This is a genomic window from Sorangium sp. So ce362 (genome assembly GCF_051519845.1).
In the GTDB taxonomy this organism is placed as follows: domain Bacteria; phylum Myxococcota_A; class Polyangia; order Polyangiales; family Polyangiaceae; genus Sorangium.
In genome coordinates this window covers 564,540-586,904 of record NZ_CP150332.1, presented here as the reverse complement: position 1 = coordinate 586,904, position 22,365 = coordinate 564,540, and the positions used below count along the sequence as shown (strand labels likewise).

Genomic DNA, 22,365 nt, shown 5'->3' with positions numbered 1-22,365 from the left:
CCTTCTAGTTTCCGCGGGTGGCACGCGCGTGACGTCAGGCGGCGGCAGGCCGACAGACCACCACGAGCGTTCCCGCCGGCACCACCACGCCCGACCCGGCCTTAGTGACTCGGAACGAGAGCGCTTCCCTCGATCCGAACGGAGCCCCGCTGGTGAGGTCGGCAAGCTGGACAGACACGAACCCGGCCCAGTTGCCCGTGGCGCCCGTTCCGCCTGAGGGGATCGTGGAACCGACAGCTGCGGTACGGACCCTCACGCCCTCATCGAGGTCAAAGACCGACACCTCCAACTCGGCGTAGTCGCCCGCGTGCGCGGTCAGCTCGCCGCTGGGGATGAAGTGCGCGCCCACCAGCGTCGCGTTGCTTGAGCCAAACGGCCCGGAGATGACGATCTCTCTGGTGCCATCGCTGGCCAAGGCGTCATCCGCCGTCTTGTGGTAATAGAACAGCATGTCGCCAGGGGCCACGGTGACCGTGGTCCGGTTGTTCGCCGGGTCGTCCGTGGCCGCGATGCCCGGGCCGGCGAAGTTGATTGCGGGGCGCTCGGGCATCTCGACGCCGGCGGCGTAGATGCGACGAAGGCCAAAAAACAGCGTGTCAATCCAATTGAGAATCCCAGTCATATACCCTCACTTCGTGCGGAACCTGGAGACGCAGAGTGCACCGACCGACGCGATGCCGCCCGACCATCCACCGGCCGTGGCGCACCTGCCAAGCAACCGGAGTCGCGTCGTTCCTGCCGCCGTGGCCACCCAGCGGCCTGCGGCGATGACGGCCTGCGGCGTGTCGAAGATGGCGAGTCTGGCCACCGCGGAATCGACACGCGTCTCGACGCCGGCGCCCCCTACGTCGTCGGTGGCGTGGACCGCCAGGAGGAGCTCGTCTGAAATCGCGGCGCCGCTGTTGAACGTGTTCCCGTGGAACTGAATCAGGAAGATGTCGCCGACACGCACGTTCGTGAACTGCACCGACATGGCGGTTGCGTCGGTGGTGTTCGGCGCATAGCTCGTGGCCGAAAACGGGAACACGCTCCCCACGCCGGTCTCGGTGACGTAGCTCCACGCCTGCTGGTCGACGAACCCCCGCGAGCGGAGGTATACGGTCCGGTCGAGCGCGGCTTCCAACAGCACGTTGACGCTCCCCGCGTCACGCACCGTCCCGTCGTTGACCAGCTCTGCGGAGGCCGGAAACGAATCATTTCCTTCGTACTGCGCCACGGCTCACACCTCCACGTAACGCGCGTCGTCGCGACGCGACTTGATCCGACCGCCCGAACCGTCGTCCTTGGACCACCGCCCCCAGTGCCCATCGGGCATCCCCGGCGCACCGGGCGCGGCCGCGGGGTCGAAGCTGCTCGCGTCGTACGCGACGATGAGGCAGACACACCGCGTGTGAGCGCCTTTCCACTGCTGGACGATGCGCTTGATGGTGTCGATGGTCCCGCTCGCCGTGTCGAGGCCGAAAGCCTTCCCAGGCCCCCATGTCTGACCGTCGCTCGGCCCCCAGTTGCCGGCATCATCGAAGCTCGGCGGATAGACGATGATCCAGAAATCCGACCAGTCGCCGGACTTCTCGGGGTGCGTGATCGAGTCCCAGTCCCAGTTGTTCGGGTCCGCCTCGTGCCAGGAGAGCTCGCCCGAGGGGTCCAGCGTCCACCACAGGCCCGTCCGGGTTACGAGCCGCACGCGCGGCGCGCCGGGGTAGAGGAACGTCTGGAGCGCGAGCGCGAGCGTGTACGCGTTGCCGGCGGTCCTCCAGTACTCCAACCAACGCACGAGCTCGGCCGCGTATGCGGCGTCGGTCTGCTGTGGGCCGCGGAAGATTCGGCGGTCGCGACCGATGTACGGGAGCGCTGTCGGGGTTCCCACGCCGGGGAAACGCGACTGGATGCCCTGCACGAGCACCTCGGCGCCCGCGTCGAGGACCGACGCGATCCCGTAGAGGTACCGGAAGCCGACGCTGCGCCCGGGCCGGTCGGAGAGCCAGGGCGGAACGTAGAACCGTAGCGTCTCGCGGAAGCTCAGGTGGGCCATGCCGCCTCCCGTTGACGCCCACAACGATCGGCGTAGCCTGACCGGCCATGCGCGCAATCGTGGGGGTGCTCGTGATGGTGGCGGGGTGCGCCTTGCCCGGGGGGGAGGACGAACACCTGCCCTGGAGCGGCCCGGCGCCCACGCCGACCGTCGATGTCTCGACCGTGAGCAGCTCCTCGAGCGCTGGCAGCACCTCCGCGGCAGCCACCAGCAGTGCCACGGGCGCCGGCGGCGAGGGCGGTGGCGCGGGCGGTCAGGGCGGCGAAGGCGGCAACGCCGCGACCACGGCGAGCAGCACCTCGGCCGGCGGCGAGGGCGGTCAGGGTGGCGCCCCCGGGCCCGAGTGCGTCGCCGCCGAGGACTGCCCGGGAGAGGACCGGCCGTGCTCCTGGCCCACCTGCAACGACGGCGCGTGCAGTCGCGCGCTCGCCTTCGTGGGCACTCCGGTCCCGGACGCCGAGCCGGGCGACTGCAGAAGGCACGCGTGCGACGGCGCGGGGAACGCCACGCCGCGGTTCGACGCGGCCGACGTGCCGGACGACGGCAACGAGTGCACGAACGAGGTCTGCTCGATCGAGGGCCCCAAGCAGGTGCTCGTCGCCACGGGCACGCCGTGCGCCACGGGGCTCTGCCAGGACGGCGCCTGCGTCGACTACATCCCCGTGCGGTGCAAGGTGCCGGACCCGTCTGTCGACTACACTATCTTCATGGACTGCGACGGGTTCGGGAGTAGGAGCACATGGATCCGATGGATGCAGCCTGACGGGAGCGAGACGGGCTGTGTCTCGGCGGGCCCCGGATACTGCGCGCCAGGATCGGCTTGCACCGTCTGGCACAGCAACTTGACGCGCGATTACGGCGTGTGTCTGTAAAGCCATCATCCCACCTGCTGCACAGCGATCGAGTGAGCGCCTGACACAGGCACCTGGCCTTCCGCGAGCGACGTGTCACCGGCTGGGAGCGTGGGATCGAACTTGATGACGAACTTGGATACGCCTTCTACCTGTCCGATGATGGCGTTTCTGAAAACGTGTCCAGGCACCGACGTGAGCACGTGCCCGCCAATCGGCACCTCCGCGAGGTACATGGTGAGCTGCTGGAGAAACAACGTCTGCCACGCGGCGTCGCTCAAGTTCGCGGCGACCTGCACCCAGGCCGTGCCCGTCACCGTCACCGTCACCGCCACCGCGCTCGAGACGGTGCAGGTCGCGCCCTTCGGCACCACAAGCCGCATGATGGTCGACGCGACGGCGCCGAGGTCGGTGGACGGGTCGCCCGCGCTCCCGTCGACCGCGCCGCTCGGGCTGGCCACGTAGACCTGCACGTGCCCGACCGAGCTCCCCGGGCTCACCCACACGCGGGTCACGTTGACGATGGTGCCGTCTGCCCTCCTGGCCCGCTTCGCCCAGTACTCGTACGCCGCCTGCGGTCCGTTCGGGCTGAGCGCCCCGAGCGAGTCTCTGCACACCTGGCGCAGCGCTGGGTCCGACTCCTGGTCTCGCCCGTTGAGCGCTGCCGCGTTCGAGCAGGTGACAGAGAGCATCTCCGTGACGAGCGCCGTGATCTGCCCGGCCGACGAGCTGCCCTCGGCGCCGGCCACCACCGCGCGCACGTCGATCGTGAGCGTCTGCCCGGCGCCCAGCTCGAAGAACGAGGCGTTCGTGTAGTGCGCGTCCGTGGTCGGGTTGCGGCAGATGAACTCGCCGGCCTCGAACGGGTAGACACCGCCGCCGGCGTTCACGAGCGTGACCTGCCCGGTCGCGAAGGTCGCCTCGACGCGCTCGACCCCGTAGACGTAGTACGCGAGGAGTGTGAGCCAGATACCCTCGGCGAGGTCCAGGTAGTTCGCCCGGATCGCCAGGGCGATCACCTGGGTGAAGCCGGCGAAGATCGCCGCGATGACCGCGATGATCGACCGCGCGACCGCACCCTCGTGCCACGAGGTGACCGGCAGGCCGCTCGCGGACAGGAGCCGGTAGATCGAGTCCTTCACCTGGCCTGGGGTGAGGGGCTGGATGAGCTGGTCAATCGGCAGCATCAGCGCACTCCTGCCAGCACGGCGGCGGCCGCCGTGACGTTCATGGTCATCTCGAACGGTCCCGCGGCCGTGCGGCACCGGACGACGAGCTCGAGCGTCGCGCTGTCGAGCATCCGCACCCGCGCCTCGACGCCCTCGAACCGCTCGTCCTTCGTCAGCTCGGCGCGCACCAGGCCGGGGACCGCCGCGAGCTCGGCGGTCGTCATGCCGCGCGAGAGCAGCGAGCGGAGGTCGAAGCCGTAGTCGGGCGCGTCGATCACCCCGCCGCGCGGCGTGGTCAGGCGGCGGTATGCCGCCTGCGCGAGCGCCAGCACCGGCCCGGCGAGGCGCATGTCCTCGCGCATGTCCTCGCCGCAGTCGAAGTCCACCCCGAAGCCGTCGACGCCGGCGGCGGGCTCCGCCGGCGCGCCGAACGACGCGACCACCGCGCCAAGGATGTCCTCGAGGAGGCTCATGACGTCTTGAGCACCCCCTGCACGGCGCTCCACGCCGCGCCGCTGGTCGTCAGCAGGACGAGCGCGTTGGCGTTGGTCGCGGCGCCGCCGAGGGCCGTCCCGAGCTCGCCGCCGAAGGCGTTCTGGGCCCCCGCGAACCGCAGGAGGCGCACGCCGCCGGTCGCCAGCAAGGCCTGCAGCGCGGCGGCGATGGCCACCTGCGCCTCGATGGTGCCGAGCTTCGCTGTCAGATCCGCTGTGATGTCCGCCGCGATCTCGGCCTGTAGCGACAGGCTCGGAGGGGTAAGCCCCAAGGTGATCGCCTCCTGGATGTTGGCGACGATCGACTGCGCGATCTCGAGCTGCGCGGCAAAGCTGAGCTCTGCGACCGGTGCGAAGCTCGCCAGCGCCGTGAGCTGTCCGGAGACGTCCGGCGCTGCCACGTCGCAGGCCACGACGGTGGCCGCGGCCGCGGCCGCGGCCCCGGGGACCACGGCGCCGAGGGTGAGCGAGCCGAGGTCCGTGATCATGCGGACCTCACCTTCGCGCTTGCTGTCGTGATGCTGCCCATGGTCTGACCGGGGGACCAGACGACCATGCCGACCGCCGGCGAGCCGCCGATCGTGCCGGTGAACGTCGCCGGCGGGAGCAGCGTGGTCACGCTGTCGTCGAGCCGCGCGACGCCACGCACGGCCGTCTTGCCGAGCAACAGAGTCTCGGCGTCGAGGGTGAGCGTCACAGGGAAGAACGTGTCTCCCCCGTCGCGCGAGAAGCCGGTGATGATCGGGAGTCGCGGATCGCCCTCGATGAACTCGACGAGCACGATCGCGCTCGGCGCGAGCTCGGCGATGAGGCCGGCCATTCCGGCCACCACGGGCACCGGCGGCAGGTCGGGCAGCCCAGCGTCGCGCCGCACCGCCTGGAGCACAGCGAGCTCGCCCTCCATGGCGATGACGCGGTATCGGTAGCGACCGAGGAAGTCGTACCGGGGGAAGAACTCCCGCACGATCGCCTTGAGGGTCTCCAGCAGCCTGTCGGTCACAGCTCCCTCCCGAAGGCGCTCGCGCGGAGCGCGCCCCTGGTCATCTCGAAGTGCAGCTCTCGGACGGCGAGCGGCCGCTCGAGCCGGTCCCTCAGCACCGACCCGATCACCACCTGCGCGGGGTCGTCGAGCGCGAGCTCGGCCACCTTCCAGCGCTCGTCGAAGTCGAGCAGCTGGTAGGCGCCCTCCGCCGGCTCGACGGCGGGGCGCTGGCCCGCGCGCGTGATGCCCGGGTAGTCGACCCACCAGGGCGTCGAGCCGAGGAGCTGGGCGAGCACCCGAGAGGCCGGCGCGGCCTCGCGGATGAAGTAGTGGCCGATCCGCGCGTTGAGCCCCGTGGGGTCGAACGTCTCGCCGACGTCCGCGGCGAGCGCCGTGACCGCGCTCCGCAGCGTCACGCCGGCGCTCACGTGGTAGAACTGCCGCGCCTTGCAGCGCCGGAACCAGCCGCCGGCGCCGGCGATCACGCGGACGCGCGCGCGCCCCTGGAACGCGCCCGAGCGCGCCGGGGCGATGACCCCGCGCAGCTCGAGCCCGCCGAGCTTCACGATGGCGGCGCCGGCGAGCGTCCGAGGCTGGTCGAGCTCGACGTCGGCGCACCAGAGCCCGCCGTACGGGACGTGGAGGCTCGCCGTCAGGACGCGCTCACCGTTGATGGTCGCGAAGAGCGCCATCACTCCCCTCCGAGAGCCCGGCTGAAGACGGTGCCCAGGTCGTCCGTCGGCTTCTGGAACTGCTCCTTGAGGTACAGAATCGACTTGTCGAACTTGTCCTCCGCCGTGGGGTCCTTCAGCGCCGCGGTGCTGCCCTCCGGCTTGCCGAGCATCGGGATGGGCGCGCGGAACTGGATGAACTTGATCTCGCTCACCCACATGCCCGTCTCGTCCTCCGGGGCGAGCTGGGAGCGGTCCTCCACCACGACCGAGCGGATCTGCAGGTCCTCGAGGGCGGGATGGTAGATGTCGAGCGCCTTCGGCCGAACACCGCGCGGCGGCTTGGCGAGGAGCTGCGCCCAGCTATCCCACTCGTCGAAATGCGCGTCCTCGAACAGCCGGATCCGCACGGTGAACTTCGCGAGGTTGTCGCCGGTGTAGACGACGAACGCGCCGGAGAGGCCGTATCCCTTCCGGATGTCCCAGTCCCGCGGCGAGCCGGCGCCCACCACCTCGGCGAGGCCCGGATTGCGGCGACCGACGAGCACGATCGTGCGCCACGGGTCGGAGTCGAGCAGCGGGTTGATCATGCGGTCTCCGGGTCGAGGGGAATCCCGGCCGACGTGGCGGAGTCCTGGAGCGCCCCCACGAGCCGCGTGAGGAACGTCCGGCCCGTGAGCTCGTCCGCGTCCTTCACGCCGTGGATCTCGAGGTGCTCGACATGCAGCGTCGGAGCGCCTCGGCCGCCACCGCCTCGGCCGCCGCCGCCCTGCATCCCGCCCAGGCCCTCGACGGCGGCGCCGGCGAGACCGCGCGTGGCGGCGTCGACGCCCGCGACGCTGTCCTCGACGCCGAGCTCGACGCCCTCGCCGAAGAACGACCCCTTTTCGAAGCCGACCTTCGACGGCGAGGCGATCCGCCAGACGCTCTCGAGCGCGGCGACCGCGGAGGACCCGAGCCCCTTCACCGCGGCCACGAGCCGCGAGACGCCACCCTTGATCGCGTTCACGAGGCCGTCCACGAGCCGCGTGCCGAGCGCGCCGAAGTCGGTGTCGGCGATGGCGTCGAAGGCCATCTGCACGGCCAGATAGAGGCCATAGACAGCGGCGCCAGCGACGACGAACGGCAGCGCGAGCCCCAGGACCAACGCGGCGAGAAGCACGAAGGGCGCGATCAGCGGCGTGGCCAAAATGGCCATGGTCATCCCGAGGGCCATCATTGCCCCGATGAGCAACACGACCGCGCCGATCCCGGCGTAGACGCCGACCTTCACGCCGTCGATCTTCGACTTCGTTCCACCGCCGAAGGCGTCGTCCCAAGACCGCTTGAGGCGCTGGAGCGTGATGGCGACGAGGAGCGCGGCGATCACCATCCCCTTGAAGAAGCCCTGCACGTAGGGAGACGCGGCGCGCACCGCCTCGAAGAGCGGGTTGAGCAGCGTCTCCGCGATGAACTTGAGCTGCTGGCCGGTGACGGTGCTCCGGTCGAAAAGCCGCAGCACACCGCGAAGCCCCTCGAGCAGCGGCTCGATCTTCACGTCCTTGAACAGCGCCGCGATGTTCTCCTTCGCGCGCTGCACCTGCGTGCCGAAGCTCAGCATCTGGGCGCCGGCGAGCTTCCCGAACTTCGCCTGCACCGCGGCGTCGAGGGCGGCGAGCCCGTCGGCCACCTTGACCCGGCCGTTATGGATCGCCGCCACGGCGGTCCGCATCGACACGCCGGTGCGCTTCGCGAGCTCCGCGGCGACGTCCTTGATCTTGAGGCCGGTTCCGTCGAGTGAGAAGGCGTTCAGCACGAAGACGCGCGTGCGCGCCGCCTCGGTCGCGATGCTCTGCAGCGTGGCGCCCGCAGCCTGCCCCATGACGGCGGTAGTCGTCGCCACCGCCGAGAACGCCGCCTCGAGCGCGCGCCCCTGGAGCCTCGTGCGCCCGAGCGCGAGCGCCATCTCGCTCAGCTGGGACCGTGCGAGGTTCACCCGCTCGGCCAGGAGCTCGACCTGCACGCCGAGCCGCTGATCCGCCCCCGACCCGGCGTTTACGGCGTCGAACAGCAGCCGCGTGTCCCGCGCCGCGTTGGCCGCGCCGAGCGCGTAGACCGCGAGCGCGACCGTCGCGGCGACGGCGCCGACGACGACCGCGGCCAGGGCGGCTGCGAGGAGGAACGCGGCCCCGGCGACGCCCGCCTTGCCGATGATGCCCTTGAGGTGGCTGAAGCGCCCGGCGAGCCCGCCTATGGGCCCCCCTGCCCCCTGCGCCGCGCCGAGCACGTCGTCGAGCCCCGCGGACGCCGCCTTCGCCCCGGAGACGACCGGCCCGAACGTGCCGCCGAGCTGAACGTACTGCTCCTGCGCGGAGCTGAGGGCGGCCTTCTTGGCGGCGAGCTGGTCCCGCAGCTGCTTGAAGACCGCGGTGTTGGTGCTCCCGCCCTTCTCCAGGCGCTTCAGGGCCGCCTGCAGCTCGCCCACCGCGGACTGGTCGGCCTTGATTTTATCGCGCAAGCCGGTGAGCGCGGACGCCAGATCACGAGCCTTGTCCGCCCCCTTGGCGTCAAGGTCGATCGCGAATCTGGCTTCCTGGTCAGCTCCGGCCATCTCACCCGCTCCGCGACTTGACCGCTGCCTCGATGCGGCGGAGCTCCCTCAGGATCACCACCGCGCCCGCCGCGCCACGAACGAACTCCGCCTCGTTGCGACCGCGCTCCTGGAACAGGCAGCGAACGAGCTCGGCGCTGAGCCCGTCGTTCCCCCTCGCCCGCTCCACGAGCTCGTCTATTTTCCCCCGATCTCCTTGCCGCCGATCCCGGCGAGCTCGAGGACCTTGCCGGCCACGGACACGAGGATCATGGGCCGCTCTTTGACCATCTCGTCGAACACCTCGACCGAAGGGTGGACGACGCACGGGCGAACGAGCTCCCGGCATGCCTGCGTGGTGGGGTTGGCACCGTGCTTGTCCGCCCAGATGCGGACCTTGATGCCGTCACCCATCTTGACGATGACGAGGCCGTCCACCGTATCGAGCGTGGCGATGCGCTTGCCGATCGGCCCGTACTTCCCCTCGGCTTCCGATAGCGCGGCCTCCTCCTTGCACTTCCGCTCCGTCTCGGCAATCTCCTCTTGGAGGTTGGCTCGACGACGCGACTTCTCGCGCCCTGCCTGGAGCGTCGCCAGCTCCGCTCGCTTCGCGTCGAGCTGCTCTTCCAGCTCCTTCTCGGCGTCGACCGCCTGGACCACGTAATCGCTCATTGGTCAGTGCCTTCCTTGACGGTTATCGAACAGGGTCATGCCCTGGATGTTCGGGGTGCTGAGCTTCGCGTACATCACCGAGATCGGGATCTCGTCGATCGCCGCGTCAGGACCGTTGGAAATGCTGCGCTTGGCGCCCGAGATCTCGCACCCGAAGAGCTCCTCTGTGACCGAGATCTCGTCCTCCACGTACTGCAAGGTGAAGTGGAATTGGACGTTCCCGTAGCTCTTCCCGTCCGGGGACTTCCGCGCGAGCGCCTCGATCAGGGCGAGCGCCGTGGACTTGTACATCTTGATGCTCGAGCCCTCGACGCTGTACTTGCCCTTGGTCCGGCCGCGCGGGACTCCGGCCTTGTCCATCCCCCATGCGAAGGACTTTTCGAGCTTCTCCTCGTAGTCGATGCCCGTGAAGCCGAAGAACTCGTCGTTGTCGATCTTCGCTTGCGAGCTCGCCCAGGAGAGCTCGTAGCCATTCCGCCGGAAGACGTCCTTGCCCGTTGCCATGGATCACCCCGTGACGTTGACAGGGGCGTTCGCCGACGCGACGAGCGCGACCTTGCCCCGAAGCTTCTTGAGGTAGGCCAGGGGAACGACCCTGACCTGCCAGCCGATCTCGCCGGTGCGCAGCACGTCGTCCGTGCGAGAGAGCGTGAACGCGACGGCGGTTGACTTGCGGTTTCCGATGAGCGCGGAGCCGAGCCGGGCGTTGATCTGCCCCTCGATGGCCAGCGCCACGTTGGGATCGATCCGCCCCGTCCCGTCCGTCCGCACCTCCACGCCGCGGTTGAGGATCGGCTCGAGCTCGGTCCGCGCGACCGTGCAGGCGATGTCCACGATCCTGCCGTACTGGAGGTACAGGAAGTCCGAGCCGACCGGCGCGAAGAGCCGCGGGTTGTTGACCCACACGCCGGCCCTCCCCTCCCAGCTGCGCAGCGTGAGGAAGCGCAGGTCGTCCAGGCCCGGGTTGATCCGCTCGTCGTGCTCGTCCGGGTTGCCGTTGCCGTCCGCGATCGCCACGCCGGGCAGCGGGCCGTAGGCGAGCTCCGCGAGGTCGATCTCCTCGGAGACGGCGGCCGCGAGCGCCCCGACGGCGACCGCGGGCGGCCTGCGGTATCGGCGCCGTGAGATCGACGAGTCGATCTTCGCGTACCCCGCGCAGAGCGCGACGCGGCGGCTCGCAGAGCCCCCCAGGGCCGTCGTGAGCGCGGCGAGGTAGGCGGCCTCCGTCTCGCCCGCGCTCGGCCCGCGGGCGTGCGCCACGGCGCGCCGCTCGCGCCCGGCGCTGTGCATGGCCTCGAGGCCGGCATCGAGGGTGGAGAGCGCGGTCGAGTCCATGTCGCCGTAGACCTCGAGCGCCGTCCAGCGAGTCTGCGTCTGCCGGAGCGCGGTGAGGGCCGTCCCGAGCTCGGTGGCGTTCCACCTCGGCGCCGTGGTCGGAAACGACAGCCTGAACCCCGCCGGGATGGTCCCGGCCGCGAAGTTGACGCGCGCCCCGCCGGTCCCCGGCACGATGATGTGGTTCGCGGTCCCGAGGGCGTAGACGCGATCGGTCGAGAGGAGCCCCGAGCGCCCCCCGTCGAGCGAGAGCTGATAGGTCATGCCATCGGTCGCGACCGTGCCCCCGAGGACGAACTGGATCACGATCTCGAGCTCGTCGTCCGGCTCGGTCGTGTTGTCGATCGTCGCCACGCTCGTGCCCGGCGTGGTCGTCGTGAGCGAGCCGTAGCCGCCGGCGACGGTCGCGTCGGTGCGGACCGGCAGGACGGTGAGGCCGAAGCGCTCGATCGCGTACGCACACGCCTCGACGAGCGGGCCCTCGAGGTACGTGTCGACGAGCTCCTGCGTCTGCGTGATCGGCGCCGAGACGCCCAGCGGGCCGTCCGCCGCCGTGGCGACGACTGCGAGCATGGCGTCCTGCGGCGCTCGGATATCAAGCTGGTTGTCCAGGACTTCGATTTCAACGCTGGGAGTCATTCAGCACCCTTGCTCCTCGCCGTTCGGCGTCTTCAGGAACGTTTGCCCATGCGCCAGGATGGGGGCCTCCCTCCTCGGGCGCGGCGTCGCCACGACGGGCTGCCTGTGCTCGAGCAGGAACACGACCTCTTCGCCGAAGCGTCGCTCGGTCGTGCCGAGCAGGCGCGGCGCGCTCGGGAGGTAGAAGCCGGCCGTGTAGCTGTGGATCGCCTCGAGGACGAAGTCGTGCAGCTCGACGAGGGACTCCCACTGGGCGACCTCGTCGTTCGGGGCCGCCGGGTCGTACGCCCACACGTAGACGCGGCCGACGAACATCCAGTCCCAGAGCGAGCGCGGGTTGCGCCCGGGCTTCACCGGCGCGTCGTATCCGCCGAGGGATCCACCGTCGTCCCCAGGAACGAACACCACCCGGTTGGCGCGCCCGGCGCCCTGGTTGGTCTGCTTCGCGGGCTCGCGCCGGCCGAACAGGACTTCCGCTGTCACCTCGGCGGACGCCAGGCGAGCTTTGACGTGCCGGTAGAGGTCGGTGAAGCTCACTTCTCCGCCGCCTTCCTGGCCGTGCCGTAGCCGGAGTAGCCACGCACCCTGCTGAACGGCTCGACGAACCCGAGGCGGATCGCGTTGCCGAGCTTCGACGGCAGCGAGCCGCGTGGGATGACGGGCCGCGCCGGCTTGCCCTGGGCACCGAAGTGGTGGAACACCTCCGGCCCATGGAGCGTGATCAGGATGACCGTCCCGATCGCCTTGACGGTGATCGCCTTGGCCGCGTTGGCCATCGCCCGGCCGCCGTCGGCCTTGCGCGGGGCCCAGGGCGTGCCGTCCGGTGCCTGCCCCGCGCTCGCCGTGCGGCGGAGCTCCTCGCCGACCTTCTGGGCCGCGAGCGGCGCCGCCCGCTCCGGCAGGCGCGCCAGCTCCTGGCAGGCCGAGATCATGCGCTCGAGCGCGGCGAAGTCACCGCCGGATGCCATAGCGACCTCCACTCAGCGACAGCGCCTCAACCTGCCGCTGCTGCCACGTGTACGGGTCCGCCTCGGAGTAGGCGAGCGGGCCCCCCTTCGACACGGCCGACACGGAGCCACTCGAGGTGGCAAGGACGAGCTCGTACCGACCATTCTGCGCGTCGGACGTCTCCTTGATGTCCTCGTCCGCCCAGTCGCGCTGGGCGGCGATATAGGAGTCCTGCTCGCTGCTCGGGTTGAAGCCGCGGCGCAAATACGCATCGAGCGTCACGAACGCGGTCAGCCAGGCATAGACGATCTCGGGCGGCGCATCGGTTGTCGCCGAACGGAGCGGGACGACGTACCGCTTGACCAGCCGCGAATCGATGCGCGAGCTGTGCTCCTCGAGTTTGGCCGCGAGGAACCCCGGATATCGGGTCTCCAGCTCGTCGATGTCCTCCCCGGGCATCATGCTCCGGGTGCGGAACTCTGAGACTGTGAGATACGCCATCGTGACCCTCTGACCCGAACGCCCCGCCGGCTGGGCCGGTCGGGGCTGGGTGGCGTCGCTTTCGCGGCGCCGCGTTCATCCAGTGACGACGCGCGTTACGGCGCGGTGCCCTCGAAGCGGAAGAAGAGGAACGGGTCGCCGTACCCGCTCACGCTCCGGCCCTCGAAGTTCCACTCGAACTCGTTGACTCGCGCGAGCTGCGCGTCCGTCATGTCGGAGAACGAGGACAGGGTGAACGGCTCGCGCTCCTGGTGCACGAACGGCCCACGGGAAGGCGACTCCTCGTCGGTGTCGACCGGGACCGCGAGATACCAGACGTGCGGCTCGCTCGCGAACTCCGGCGCGACGATCGGAGGGAGGAAGCTGTAGTCGGAGACGTTCGCCAGGATGTTGTCGGCGCTCGCACCGCCCGTGCTGTTGGTCGGGTCCGTGATCATCTTCGCGCCGGTGAGCGTGCCCGCGGTCAGCCGCTTCTGGGGCGGCACGATGAGCTGCGTCGCCTCCAGGTACCGAGGGGTGACCCCGTCCGGCTGGAAGATGCTCTCGATGTACGCGTACGCCTCAGCCAGGTTCGCCGCGTTGAGGTCGAACGGGTCCAACGCCGCGTTCAGAGTGAACAGGTTCGCGTACGCCCCCGCCTCCGGCTTGAACGGGTTGTACGGGTGGTCCGTGGCGAAGAAGGCCTTGCCGTCGTAGCACGTGTTGACCTTGCCGCCCTTGATGAGCGCCACGAGCTGACGCTGCGGGTCATACGCACCCGCCTTCCCGATATCGCTCGCCCACTCCGCCGCCTGGTCGTACTGGTTGTCGTGGATCCTCTGCTTCGACAGCCGCAGCGACTGGCCGTGGAACCGGTTGGTCAGCTCGAATTTCTGCGACGCGAGGTCCGCGTACATCTTCTGGGCGCCCTCGACGCCGAGATCGTGGATGGTGGCATTGGAGAGCTGCCACTCGTAGATCTCGGTCAGCGTGCTCGAGGGCTGGCGCGCGGCGAGCCGCTGCCACCAGAGCTTCTTGAGGACTCGAGCCCAGGTGCTGTAGACGCGATGCTGGAGGTTGGTCTCGAAGCTCGTGATGAACGTCTGCGTGATCGCGCTCATGGATCAGACCTCCACCCAGGCGTAAGCGCCCTTGTCGCTTGACGCGCTGGTGACCTCGAGGACCCTGCCGTTCGTCGCGACGTGGCCGGTGGCCAGCGTCGTGACGCTCTGGTCGTCGAGGTGATAGACCGTGGTGCCCAAGTTGGCCGTGGAGACCGCGTTGGGAGCGCTGTCGTTCAGGTAGCCCCGGACCCAGCGCTCCCGGATGAGGTCGACAGATCCGAGGATGGCGCCCGCTGCGCCGCCCGTGTTGTCGTAGGTGCGCGGCGCGATGCCGAGGGGGGTGATCGTGGTGCCCGCGACCGGCGCGAGCTGCCCGGAGGCGTTCACCCCGACATCCGCCCCCTGGTTGATCTTCGTGGCGGCGGCGACGGGGAGACCCTCGATGATGCGAATCGAGCGGAGCCTGGCTCCGATCGGTCCTGTGGTGGCGGACATGCTACTTCCCGTCCTTCCCGCCCAGCTGGCTGGAGCCATCGGGCATGGAGCCGAAGTGGCTCAGCACGAGCCGCCCATCGGCCGTGCGCGCCGCGGCCGGCTTCGCCGTGCGCGCGCCGAACACCCGCGTGAGCCCCGAGCGCTGGTCGGCAGGGAGGCGCGCCATCGCGTCGTTGCGCGGGGCCGACCCGCCTCCCCGGCCGGCGCCCTCGCCCTGCGTCGTCGTCCTCGCGGGACCGCTGGCACGGAGCATCGGCTCGACCTGGCGGACGTAGTCGTCGAACTCGTCGTCCGGGAGCTTCACCGCGAGAGCCGCGATGTCCTTCGGGAGCCGGAGCTCTCTGGCCCGCTCCTCCTTGCTCTTCCGGGGCGCCTCGATCTTGACGCGGGTCGCCGCCAGGAGCGCCTGCACAGCCAGGCTCGCCGCCTTGCCAGGCGCGGCGCGGAGATAGGGCTTCTGGCCGCCCTCCTCTTCGGCCGCCGCGACGCCGGCGTCCGCCTCGCCCTCGTCCTTCGCGGAGGTGTCGGCGGCCAGATCCCCGGCCCCCTCCCCCTCGCCGCCCGAGAGCGTCTCGAGGGCGGCCGTGATGGCCGCCTTCATGCCCTCCGGGTCCTGCATCTCGAGGAGCCTCTTCAGGAGCTCCGCGATCTTGGGATCCAGCATGCTTTTGTTCCTCCTGCTGCTCGACCGGGTCCTGCCCGCTGCGAGCGTCCTCATGCCCGCCCGAGCCATCGCCCGGGCGAGAACCCTTCCCTGGCGGCTCTCGCCGAGCTCGACGAGCAGCGGCGCGATCGCCCACACCGCCTGTTCCTCGGCGGTCCGCGTGGCCTCTTCTCGCCCCGCCAGCGGCGCCAGCAAGCAATGCAGCAGCTCGTGGACGACGGTATCTTCGACCTCCGCGAGATCCGAGGCGCTCTTCGGCGTCCGGATCAGAATCGTCGCGCGCCGGTCATGGGGGAACCGGTCACACAGTCCGTACACCGGACCGAAGTCCTCGTGCTCCAGGTCGTCCACGTAGGAGATGTCGATTTCCCAGTCGCGGAGCCGGAGTTGACTCTGCCACCACTGCACGCGCTCTACGAGGTTAGGCAGCAGCAATGTCCGCCTCCACGTCGTTCGCGACCTGCTCTGCCAGCTGCTGGAGCGCGCGCGCAGCGACGAGCGCGCCGCCCGTCCCGTAGTCGTTCGTCCACTTCGCCAGGATGCGAGCGGCGACGTCGTCAGGCTGTGCGTCGCCGTCGACGTCACCCCGGACTGGCACGCCGAAGTCGGAGAGGAGAGCGCGGGTGTCCAGCGGGATGCCGTCCACCTGAAGCACTTCCCGCAGCAGCTTGATGGCATTGCCCGCTGCGAGGAGCGTGTTCGCCGCGGCCGTCATGTCGGCCGGAGGCCGGGTGTCCCACTCGACCCGCGTCCCCGCCCTCGCGCGCTCGATCCCGAAGTGGTGGTGGACGATCGGCTCGATGCCCTGCGTGCTGACCGTGTCGGACAGCGCAATGCCGTCCGACTCGATCCGGTTGTAGAGCATCGTCTCGAAGGTGTCGGAGTTGCTGAATCCGACGCCGCCCGTCTGGGTCACGACCTGCCCCACGAAGCCGATCATGAACTCGATGTTGCTGTGCTCGATGGTGGCGTGGAACACCTCGTGCCCACGCCCGTTGGACTCCAGGAGCTTGACGTCGTAGCCCGACCTCAGGCCGAAGACGCTGTTGACGCCCCAGGCCATCACGGCACGGAACCAGGACTGGCTCTGCTCCTCGCTCGCGCCCTGGGGCGAGATGGCCACGCGCGCCGGGTGCGCCAGCTTCCCCGCGTAGTTCTCGCGGTAGTTGATCGCGTGTTCCTTCGCGATGAACGCGCGTCCCGCCGCGTACCAGATGCCGTTCTTCCAGGGCTCGTTCACGCCCCCGGGCCGGTGCAGGACCCAGCGACCATTCCCCGGCTCGATATCGAGGAGGCCCGCCACCGAGCGGTATTGCCAGCGGTCCTCGTCGTATCGGTAGTGCAGCCACTGCGGATCGAGCCGTCGGAGCTGCGGGAGCTCCATTCCGTCCTCCTGGACGAACTCTCCGACTCCGACACCGCAGATCCCGCCGTCCGCGTCGAGCTGCGCGAGCTCGGCCGGGGGGAAGATGTGATTCCAGACGCCAGGCCGCCCCTCCTCGCCGTCGAACCACCGCACGACGTCCGGGTGCCCGACGCAGCGCCGAGGCAGCCTCACCAGGCCCCCGAACCGCGTGTCGACCAGCCCGCGCACGACGGCGTCCCGGGTGAGCGCGCCGCGCAGCCGACCGACCTCGATCAGGTTGCCGCTGTCCGCGAGCTGCGACGCGATCGCGAGATCGGCCTGGTACCACTCGACGACGGTGCGCGAGATGGGCGTCAGGTTCCGCGCGCGCTTGACCTTCCGACGCGGCGGCTCGGCGACGCTCGCCGGCGCCGGCCTCGGCGGCTCGAGCAGCAGCTCGGCGGCCTGGCGGGCGGCCTGGCCGACGGCGTGGCGGAGGCGCCCTCTCAGCCCCATCGACGCCCTCCGCGGCCGCCGTAGGGGTCGATCCCGCCCCCGTATGGCGTGATCCCCACGCCCGGCGCGCCGGGCCCGCATTCGCCCTGCGGCGAGGCGTACGCTCGTACCTCGGACAGGGTCGGGGCCTCGACGAGCGCCTCGTCCTCGCGGGGCAGCGTTCGGACCTCCCAGGCGGAGAGCTCGCACGCGTTGCGCCGGTCGGGCGACCGGCCGAGGACCTTCTTCAGCGCCTCGTTGGAGATGACGCGCCGGCGGTTGCCGCCCGCGTCGTAGGCCTTTGTGTGCCCGATCTCGCCCTGGAGCTTGCCGTCGCTCGGGATGGCGCCGACCTTGAGCCAGCTCGCGAAGTTGCACGCGACCTCGTCGCGCAGCTGGAAATACTCCTTCGGCTTCCGCGCGCGCGCGGTGCCGTTGACGCCCACGATCTCGATCTCACCGGCGTAGACTTGGAGCGCCTTGCCGAGGCGAGCGCCAATCCCGTTGGAGTCGTAGACGACCACCGGATTAAGCTCGTGGTCTCCGCGGTGCGCTCGCACCGCGCCGATGACGTATTCGGCGAGCTTGTCCTCTTCTCCGGCGTTGGCGATCGCCGTGAGTTCCAGGATCTTCAGCCCGCGCCGCACCGCGATCGCCGCCTCGTCCCCGGTGAAGGCGACGTCCACGCCAACCTGCAGCCGGCCCTCGGCCCGAGCGGTCTCCCACCGCTGCTCGGCCGCCTCCATCACGTCGACGGGGACGAGCTGGCCTTCCTCGTATTTGGGGTCCTCGCCGCGCACACGGACGGAGTACAGGACGGAGTCCTTGCCCCACTCTTCGGCGCGGTCTTGGCACCATTGCCGCGTGGCGAGGCCCGGGATCTCAGCGCGCCCGGTACGGGCGTTCGGCGTGTCCTCCGAGCTGATCTGGAAGGTGACGTAGAGCTTCTTCTTCGCCGGGTCGTGGCGAGAGGCGTAGAACTCGCCGATCGTACGCAGGGGGTTGCCCAGCAAGAGCACGCGCACGCCGCCGGCGGCGTTGCCCTTCATCGCGTCGAAGATGGGGTCCGGGATACCGGACGCCTCATCGAAGATGAACAGCATGTTCTTGCCGGAGAGGCCGCCGATGGCGTCGACGTCGCGCGCCGTGTACCCGAAGATCTCGCGAGCGTCGGGATACCGCAGGCCGCGGTGCGGCTCGACGGAGAGCCAGTCGGGATCGCCCAGCGGCGAGCAGAACGGACACGGGTCCGGGGTCTTGTTCTCGCGCGCCTCGATGGCTCGGCAGGCCGGACAGCGACCCGACCGCTTGTAGAACTTCGTGATCTCGCGCCAGATGACGACGCGGATGTGCTCCGCCTTCGGGGCGAGCAGCACCACGCGCGCGTCGTCGAACGAGCTCGAGAACCAGTGCGCAGCTCCGGCCGCGAGGGAGCTCTTCCCGATCTTGTGGCCGCTCACCACCGAGACCCACGCGCCCGGCGGCACGAGGGCATCGAGGACCTCGGCCTGCTTGTCCCACGGCGCGAAGTTGAGCTGCTCCCGGCAGAAGCGGTTCGGGTCGCGCTGGTACTCCGGACACGGCCAGGTCCGGCGGACCCGCGCTGCGCGGCGCTGGACGACGCGCGTCTCCAGGTCGTCGAGCCATGTCCCGGCGCTCGCGGTGCCCATCAGGCGGCCTCCTGCGCGGCCTCGGCCCTGCGCGCGCGGAGGACCTCGAGGAGCCGCTCTGCTGCGCCAGGGAACGTGTCGACCGCATCGAGGACGAGCTCGACGAAGGCCGGGTACTCCGGATGCTCGTGCAGCGGCGGGATCCGCCCGCCCTCGCCGCGGAGCTTGGCTCGGAGCGCTTCCCACTGCCGGGCTTCTGCCTGGAGCTCCTTGAGCGCGGAGGGCGTGACCTCCGGGTCGTTGGCGGCCCGCATGGCGCTGGCCAACGCCCGGTCCGCCATGAGCCCGACGCGCTCGAGCGAGCTCTCCGGCAGCGGCACGTCGGAGCGGATCTCGGCCTCGGCCTCAGCGGGTACTACATGAGGTCCTCTTGGGGATGTGGGCTTGGGTGTTGGCGGTCCGCTGCTCGCGCGCGGGGCCTCGTGCCGGCCGTGGGCGCGATGCCGCTGGAGCGCGAGCCGGGACACATGGTGTAGCGCGGCCAGGGCAAGGATCGCCTCGTCCGGGTCCGCCGCGCCAAGAGCTGCTGCCTGCGCTGCATCGATCGCCGCTCGCCGTTCGGCAGGCAGACGGCAGATCGTGCAGCGCTCGGACGTCACCTAGCGAGGGTGAGCGATCGGCTATGCAGCGCTGCATAATCGGGCCTCGTGCGCCTCGATTATGCAGTTACCGACGCGGCGACTGCATCGGAGGGCGCGCGCCCCCATGCCTCCAGCGGGATGGCGTACGCTCGACGGCAGGCGTCCCGGTCGTCGAAGCTGCGGGGAGACGATTTGCCCGTTTCCCATCGAGATACGGTGCCCTGAGTCACCCCGAGCCGGCGCGCCTTCTCGGCCTGCGTCCCGGGGGCCCTTTGGAGCAGGACGCTACCCTCGCTGCGCATGGTTCCGTTATGCGGTCGCGTGCAATGCAGCGCTGCATAAACCCCCGGCGCCTCTGGGGCCGTGCGCGCAAAAGTCGGGAGTTCCACGCCCGGCGGCCTCTTATACTGTTCAGCCATAGCGGAATTAACCTCCTCCCGTGGTGGCGCCCCCTACCCCTGGAGCTTATGAGAATGGTAGTTCTCGAAAGCTTGAGTCGGCGGCGCCCATGGCTCGCGCCGAGCCGCCATCACTCGTGGTCGTGCAGCACGAGGTCCTCGCGCGGCACGTCCCAGAGCTGGCGGGGGTCGTCGTGGCGTACGACCCGCACCCGCTCGAACGGGATGCCCGCTACGAGCGCCAGGCCACGTGCCTGCCGCTCGAGCTGGGCGCGCCGCACCTCCGCCCATCGCCTCCCCGCCACGATGTGGACCTGCCGCCCCTCGCTCGCCGCGGCGAGCGCGTCACAGAGCATGCGCGTCGTCCGCCCCGTGCCCCGCTTCGGGTCGGCGCCGGGGTGGCGCCGGGCCGTGGATTCGGCGGCTGCGCGCGCGTAGACGTCGAAGGGGATCAGGCCGGCCGCGGCGCGGACCTCGTCAGGCGTCATCGCCCGGCGCCCCTTCCGCCCGTAGCTCCGCGTCCTCGACCCCCAGGGCCGCGGCGATCGCCTCCGCCGCCTCGCACATCCCGGCTCCCTCCAGCGCTCCCTCGCGGTCGTGCCTCCACCCGGCAGCTGCGCCATCGCCGTCGCGCCACGTCGCGCGCAGGGCGGCCACCACCTCGGCGCGGTCCAGCAAGCAGATGACCGTCTTGTCCGTGTCGCCGGTGAGCTCCGCCAGGTCGACGTCCACCTCATCGTCAGCGAGGCCTCCAGAGGCGCGGCGCTCGCGATGGCGCGCACCGGCCGCCTGCAGCTCGTCCAGCTCCCCGGACTTCAAGGGCCGCTCGATGAGCTTCACGTCGTATCCGTCGCGCTGGGCGGCGCGAAGCACCGTCTTGATCCACGTCAGCATGACCCGAACCTCGCGACCACCGCGTCGAGGTCGATCCAGCAGACCACCTCGCGCTGCGCGCCCCACGACCTGCCGGGCTCGATGTTGCGGGCGATGTCGAGCACGCGCCTCGTTGCCGCGCCCGCGCCGCTCGGGGTCCAGACGTGCTCCTTGCACTCGACGAGCTGGTACCCCTCGACGTCCCGCTGCCCGCCGTCGAGCGCCCAGATGACCGGCACGCCGGCGCGCAGACCGGCTTCGATCACGACGAAGACGTGCTCGTTCGCGCCCGAGCCCACGAGCACCACGTCGCCAGGCCCTGGCATCGCCCAGAGCTCCCGCGGGCCGTGCTCGCGCGCGTCCGGGTCAGGCCGGCGGATCGCGCGGGCCTCGGCTCCGATCCTCATCAGGCGGGACACGGCGGTCCCCACCGCGTAGGGCGCGGCGAGCAGCGGGTGACGCACGCCGAGGGCCCGCCAGCACCCGGCGGCGACGAGCGCGCACCCCGACATCCGAGCCATCTCGGCCTGCATCCTCGGGCTCTCACCCGGCGCGATCAGGTCGAGGTATTCCTCGCGCCGAGAAGCGGCGCGCGTGCTCCCGCCCATGCCGGCCAGGCCGCTGGCGAGCTCGGCGGCGCGCTGGCGGAGCTCCGGCGAGGGGACGACGCGCTCCACCGGCTCGATCGGACGGGGATCGGTCATCGCGTCACCGCCCCTTCCGGCCGCGGCGACCGCTCGGCCAGCTCGGCGTCGACCGACGCGTCATAGAGCTCCAGCGCCGACGATAGCGCCTCCCGCGCGACGGCGACGCACACGGCGCGCTCCTGCGGGTCGCGGACGAGCTCGATGCAGGCCCGCGTCGCCCAGGGATAGCCGACGATGATGGCCGCCCCAACGGCCGCATCCGGCGGAGGGGGCAAGGCGGCGCCGAGGCCGGGTAGGCCGGCGCAGCCCGAGCAGAGCAGCGCGAGCGCGGCGAGCACGAACCCGCCGGCGAGGGGCGTCAGCGCCTCCACACCAGGTAGACGAGCGCGGCGTAGCCCACCACGGTCAGCAGCGCGGGCACCATGAGCGTGCATCACGAGCTCGGGTCCACCAGGTGAGCGAGCCCGCGGAGGACTCGGCCGCAGACGACCCGCGCGGGCGAGGCCTTCGGCGCCAAGGCGCGCTCGACCTCGCGCTTCGCGATGCGCTCCGCCTCCTCGAGGATCGCGAGCGCGATGTCCTGGATCGGCGCCTTGACCACCTCGTGAGGGTTGGCGTCGGGCTCGTGTTGTCGCGCGGCGAACGCGCCAGATGGGTTGTAGCCAGAGTACCACTCGACCCACCTGGCGAGGGCTCCATCAACGTTGCTGGGAAGATGCACAGTCTACCTCTCTCCGGCGTGAGCCGCCGTACCCCGTCATCCACGCTCGCAGACGCGCGAGCGCCTCTCCCTCGATCCGGCGCGCCTCCTCCACGCTCACCCCGAGCACGGCCGCGACCTCCGCCGCGCTCGCGCCGCCGCGGTCTGCCACGTCGAGCGCGCAGCTCGTCGCGAACTCCGGCGCGACGAGCTCGGGCCCGAGATGGTGGACGCACCGGACGTGAGGGCACGGCCGCGGCCCGTCGACGCACTCGCCGCGCGTGAGCGGGAGTTGCCGCGGTCCGCTCATTTCGCGATCAGCGCCAGCGACTTGAAGGAGATCGTCCGCTGAAACTGGAACAGCTCCAAGCCGAGGTGCTTCTTCACCTTCGCGTTGTCGATCCGCACCTGCGACACGCTCGTGAGCGCGATTCGACCATCGTAGTGCGTCGCCGCCGGGTGCTCGTCGAAGTAGGCGAAGAGCAGCGGCTCCGCGGCGTCCATGATCGCCTCTGCCCGTTTGTTTTGCAGCTTCGCCTCCACCCAGGCGTCCGCCGCCTCTTTCACGGTCTCGAACTTGATCTCCATGGC

32 protein-coding genes are annotated in these 22,365 nt (G+C 70.4%); 1 reads left to right on the top strand and 31 read right to left on the bottom strand.

Annotated elements, in window-relative coordinates:
- Positions 1–34: 34 nt before the first annotated feature.
- The 3 genes from WMF17_RS02395 to WMF17_RS02385 are packed head-to-tail and all read right to left on the bottom strand — an operon-like array spanning position 35 to position 2,032.
- Complete coding sequence (locus WMF17_RS02395; RefSeq protein WP_437647885.1) at positions 35–622, bottom strand: hypothetical protein; 588 nt, start codon at positions 620–622, stop codon at positions 35–37.
- Positions 623–628: 6 nt separating this feature from the next.
- On the bottom strand, positions 629–1,216 hold the full coding sequence (locus tag WMF17_RS02390; RefSeq protein ID WP_437647884.1) for a hypothetical protein: 588 nt from the start codon (positions 1,214–1,216) through the stop codon (positions 629–631).
- A 3-nt stretch (positions 1,217–1,219) separates the two neighbouring features.
- Positions 1,220–2,032: a hypothetical protein gene (locus tag WMF17_RS02385; RefSeq protein WP_437647882.1), complete on the bottom strand. Its 813-nt coding sequence runs from the start codon at positions 2,030–2,032 to the stop codon at positions 1,220–1,222.
- A gap of 47 nt (positions 2,033–2,079) precedes the next feature.
- On the opposite strand from WMF17_RS02385, the gene WMF17_RS02380 reads away from it, so the two are divergent.
- Positions 2,080–2,904: a hypothetical protein gene (locus WMF17_RS02380; protein WP_437647880.1), complete on the top strand. Its 825-nt coding sequence runs from the start codon at positions 2,080–2,082 to the stop codon at positions 2,902–2,904.
- A gap of 5 nt (positions 2,905–2,909) precedes the next feature.
- Here WMF17_RS02380 and WMF17_RS02375 read toward each other — a convergent pair whose 3' ends face one another.
- From WMF17_RS02375 to WMF17_RS02240, 28 genes are all read right to left on the bottom strand, one after another.
- Positions 2,910–4,070, bottom strand: a complete 1,161-nt coding sequence (locus WMF17_RS02375) for a baseplate J/gp47 family protein (RefSeq protein ID WP_437647879.1) — start codon at positions 4,068–4,070, stop codon at positions 2,910–2,912.
- On the bottom strand, positions 4,070–4,525 hold the full coding sequence (locus tag WMF17_RS02370) for a hypothetical protein (protein ID WP_437647877.1): 456 nt from the start codon (positions 4,523–4,525) through the stop codon (positions 4,070–4,072). The genes WMF17_RS02375 and WMF17_RS02370 overlap by 1 nt, the downstream gene beginning before the upstream one ends.
- Positions 4,522–5,034 carry a hypothetical protein gene (locus WMF17_RS02365; RefSeq protein ID WP_437647875.1) on the bottom strand — a complete coding sequence of 171 codons (513 nt, stop codon included), beginning with the start codon at positions 5,032–5,034 and terminating at the stop codon, positions 4,522–4,524. The genes WMF17_RS02370 and WMF17_RS02365 overlap by 4 nt, the downstream gene beginning before the upstream one ends.
- The gene (locus tag WMF17_RS02360) at positions 5,031–5,546 is read right to left on the bottom strand and encodes a hypothetical protein (RefSeq protein WP_437647874.1); all 516 of its coding nucleotides are present in this window, start codon (positions 5,544–5,546) and stop codon (positions 5,031–5,033) included. The genes WMF17_RS02365 and WMF17_RS02360 overlap by 4 nt, the downstream gene beginning before the upstream one ends.
- Positions 5,543–6,220 (bottom strand): hypothetical protein, encoded by a 678-nt coding sequence (locus tag WMF17_RS02355; RefSeq protein WP_437647873.1) that lies wholly within the window; start codon positions 6,218–6,220, stop codon positions 5,543–5,545. The genes WMF17_RS02360 and WMF17_RS02355 overlap by 4 nt, the downstream gene beginning before the upstream one ends.
- Complete coding sequence (locus WMF17_RS02350) at positions 6,220–6,789, bottom strand: hypothetical protein (RefSeq protein ID WP_437647871.1); 570 nt, start codon at positions 6,787–6,789, stop codon at positions 6,220–6,222. The genes WMF17_RS02355 and WMF17_RS02350 overlap by 1 nt, the downstream gene beginning before the upstream one ends.
- The gene (locus WMF17_RS02345) at positions 6,786–8,789 is read right to left on the bottom strand and encodes a hypothetical protein (RefSeq protein ID WP_437647870.1); all 2,004 of its coding nucleotides are present in this window, start codon (positions 8,787–8,789) and stop codon (positions 6,786–6,788) included. Before WMF17_RS02345 ends, WMF17_RS02350 begins: the two co-directional genes overlap by 4 nt.
- A gap of 1 nt (position 8,790) precedes the next feature.
- A complete protein-coding gene (locus WMF17_RS02340) occupies positions 8,791–8,958 on the bottom strand; it encodes a hypothetical protein (RefSeq protein WP_437647868.1) in 168 nt (55 codons plus the stop codon).
- Between the two features lie 8 nt (positions 8,959–8,966).
- A complete protein-coding gene (locus tag WMF17_RS02335) occupies positions 8,967–9,440 on the bottom strand; it encodes a hypothetical protein (RefSeq protein ID WP_437647867.1) in 474 nt (157 codons plus the stop codon).
- 3 nt (positions 9,441–9,443) lie between these two features.
- Positions 9,444–9,944 (bottom strand): hypothetical protein, encoded by a 501-nt coding sequence (locus tag WMF17_RS02330; protein ID WP_437647865.1) that lies wholly within the window; start codon positions 9,942–9,944, stop codon positions 9,444–9,446.
- Positions 9,945–9,947: 3 nt separating this feature from the next.
- A complete protein-coding gene (locus WMF17_RS02325) occupies positions 9,948–11,414 on the bottom strand; it encodes a DUF2586 family protein (RefSeq protein WP_437647864.1) in 1,467 nt (488 codons plus the stop codon).
- Positions 11,415–11,951 carry a hypothetical protein gene (locus tag WMF17_RS02320; protein ID WP_437647862.1) on the bottom strand — a complete coding sequence of 179 codons (537 nt, stop codon included), beginning with the start codon at positions 11,949–11,951 and terminating at the stop codon, positions 11,415–11,417.
- Positions 11,948–12,382: a hypothetical protein gene (locus WMF17_RS02315; protein WP_437647860.1), complete on the bottom strand. Its 435-nt coding sequence runs from the start codon at positions 12,380–12,382 to the stop codon at positions 11,948–11,950. Before WMF17_RS02315 ends, WMF17_RS02320 begins: the two co-directional genes overlap by 4 nt.
- On the bottom strand, positions 12,366–12,863 hold the full coding sequence (locus tag WMF17_RS02310) for a hypothetical protein (RefSeq protein WP_437647858.1): 498 nt from the start codon (positions 12,861–12,863) through the stop codon (positions 12,366–12,368). The genes WMF17_RS02315 and WMF17_RS02310 overlap by 17 nt, the downstream gene beginning before the upstream one ends.
- A gap of 95 nt (positions 12,864–12,958) precedes the next feature.
- Positions 12,959–13,963: a Mu-like prophage major head subunit gpT family protein gene (locus WMF17_RS02305; RefSeq protein WP_437647856.1), complete on the bottom strand. Its 1,005-nt coding sequence runs from the start codon at positions 13,961–13,963 to the stop codon at positions 12,959–12,961.
- Between the two features lie 3 nt (positions 13,964–13,966).
- Positions 13,967–14,401: a hypothetical protein gene (locus WMF17_RS02300; protein WP_437647854.1), complete on the bottom strand. Its 435-nt coding sequence runs from the start codon at positions 14,399–14,401 to the stop codon at positions 13,967–13,969.
- A 1-nt stretch (position 14,402) separates the two neighbouring features.
- Positions 14,403–15,473, bottom strand: coding sequence for a hypothetical protein (locus tag WMF17_RS02295; protein WP_437647852.1), 1,071 nt, complete (start codon positions 15,471–15,473; stop codon positions 14,403–14,405).
- 13 nt (positions 15,474–15,486) lie between these two features.
- Complete coding sequence (locus WMF17_RS02290; protein WP_437647850.1) at positions 15,487–16,926, bottom strand: phage portal protein family protein; 1,440 nt, start codon at positions 16,924–16,926, stop codon at positions 15,487–15,489.
- On the bottom strand, positions 16,917–18,575 hold the full coding sequence (locus WMF17_RS02285; protein ID WP_437647848.1) for a hypothetical protein: 1,659 nt from the start codon (positions 18,573–18,575) through the stop codon (positions 16,917–16,919). The genes WMF17_RS02290 and WMF17_RS02285 overlap by 10 nt, the downstream gene beginning before the upstream one ends.
- On the bottom strand, positions 18,575–18,895 hold the full coding sequence (locus WMF17_RS02280; RefSeq protein ID WP_437647846.1) for a hypothetical protein: 321 nt from the start codon (positions 18,893–18,895) through the stop codon (positions 18,575–18,577). Before WMF17_RS02280 ends, WMF17_RS02285 begins: the two co-directional genes overlap by 1 nt.
- Before the next feature lie 338 nt (positions 18,896–19,233).
- A complete protein-coding gene (locus WMF17_RS02275) occupies positions 19,234–19,458 on the bottom strand; it encodes a helix-turn-helix transcriptional regulator (protein WP_437647844.1) in 225 nt (74 codons plus the stop codon).
- Positions 19,459–19,685: 227 nt separating this feature from the next.
- Entirely contained in the window at positions 19,686–20,042 is a 357-nt protein-coding gene (locus WMF17_RS02270; RefSeq protein WP_437647843.1) for a hypothetical protein, read from the bottom strand.
- Positions 20,032–20,448 (bottom strand): hypothetical protein, encoded by a 417-nt coding sequence (locus tag WMF17_RS02265; protein ID WP_437647841.1) that lies wholly within the window; start codon positions 20,446–20,448, stop codon positions 20,032–20,034. Before WMF17_RS02265 ends, WMF17_RS02270 begins: the two co-directional genes overlap by 11 nt.
- Positions 20,442–21,131 (bottom strand): hypothetical protein, encoded by a 690-nt coding sequence (locus WMF17_RS02260; RefSeq protein WP_437647839.1) that lies wholly within the window; start codon positions 21,129–21,131, stop codon positions 20,442–20,444. The genes WMF17_RS02265 and WMF17_RS02260 overlap by 7 nt, the downstream gene beginning before the upstream one ends.
- Positions 21,128–21,445 carry a hypothetical protein gene (locus tag WMF17_RS02255; RefSeq protein ID WP_437647837.1) on the bottom strand — a complete coding sequence of 106 codons (318 nt, stop codon included), beginning with the start codon at positions 21,443–21,445 and terminating at the stop codon, positions 21,128–21,130. The genes WMF17_RS02260 and WMF17_RS02255 overlap by 4 nt, the downstream gene beginning before the upstream one ends.
- 62 nt (positions 21,446–21,507) lie before the next feature.
- Positions 21,508–21,795: a hypothetical protein gene (locus WMF17_RS02250; protein ID WP_437647835.1), complete on the bottom strand. Its 288-nt coding sequence runs from the start codon at positions 21,793–21,795 to the stop codon at positions 21,508–21,510.
- Entirely contained in the window at positions 21,773–22,084 is a 312-nt protein-coding gene (locus WMF17_RS02245; protein ID WP_437647833.1) for a sigma factor-like helix-turn-helix DNA-binding protein, read from the bottom strand. The genes WMF17_RS02250 and WMF17_RS02245 overlap by 23 nt, the downstream gene beginning before the upstream one ends.
- A complete protein-coding gene (locus WMF17_RS02240) occupies positions 22,081–22,362 on the bottom strand; it encodes a hypothetical protein (protein ID WP_437647831.1) in 282 nt (93 codons plus the stop codon). The genes WMF17_RS02245 and WMF17_RS02240 overlap by 4 nt, the downstream gene beginning before the upstream one ends.
- Between the last annotated feature and the right edge of the window lie 3 nt (positions 22,363–22,365).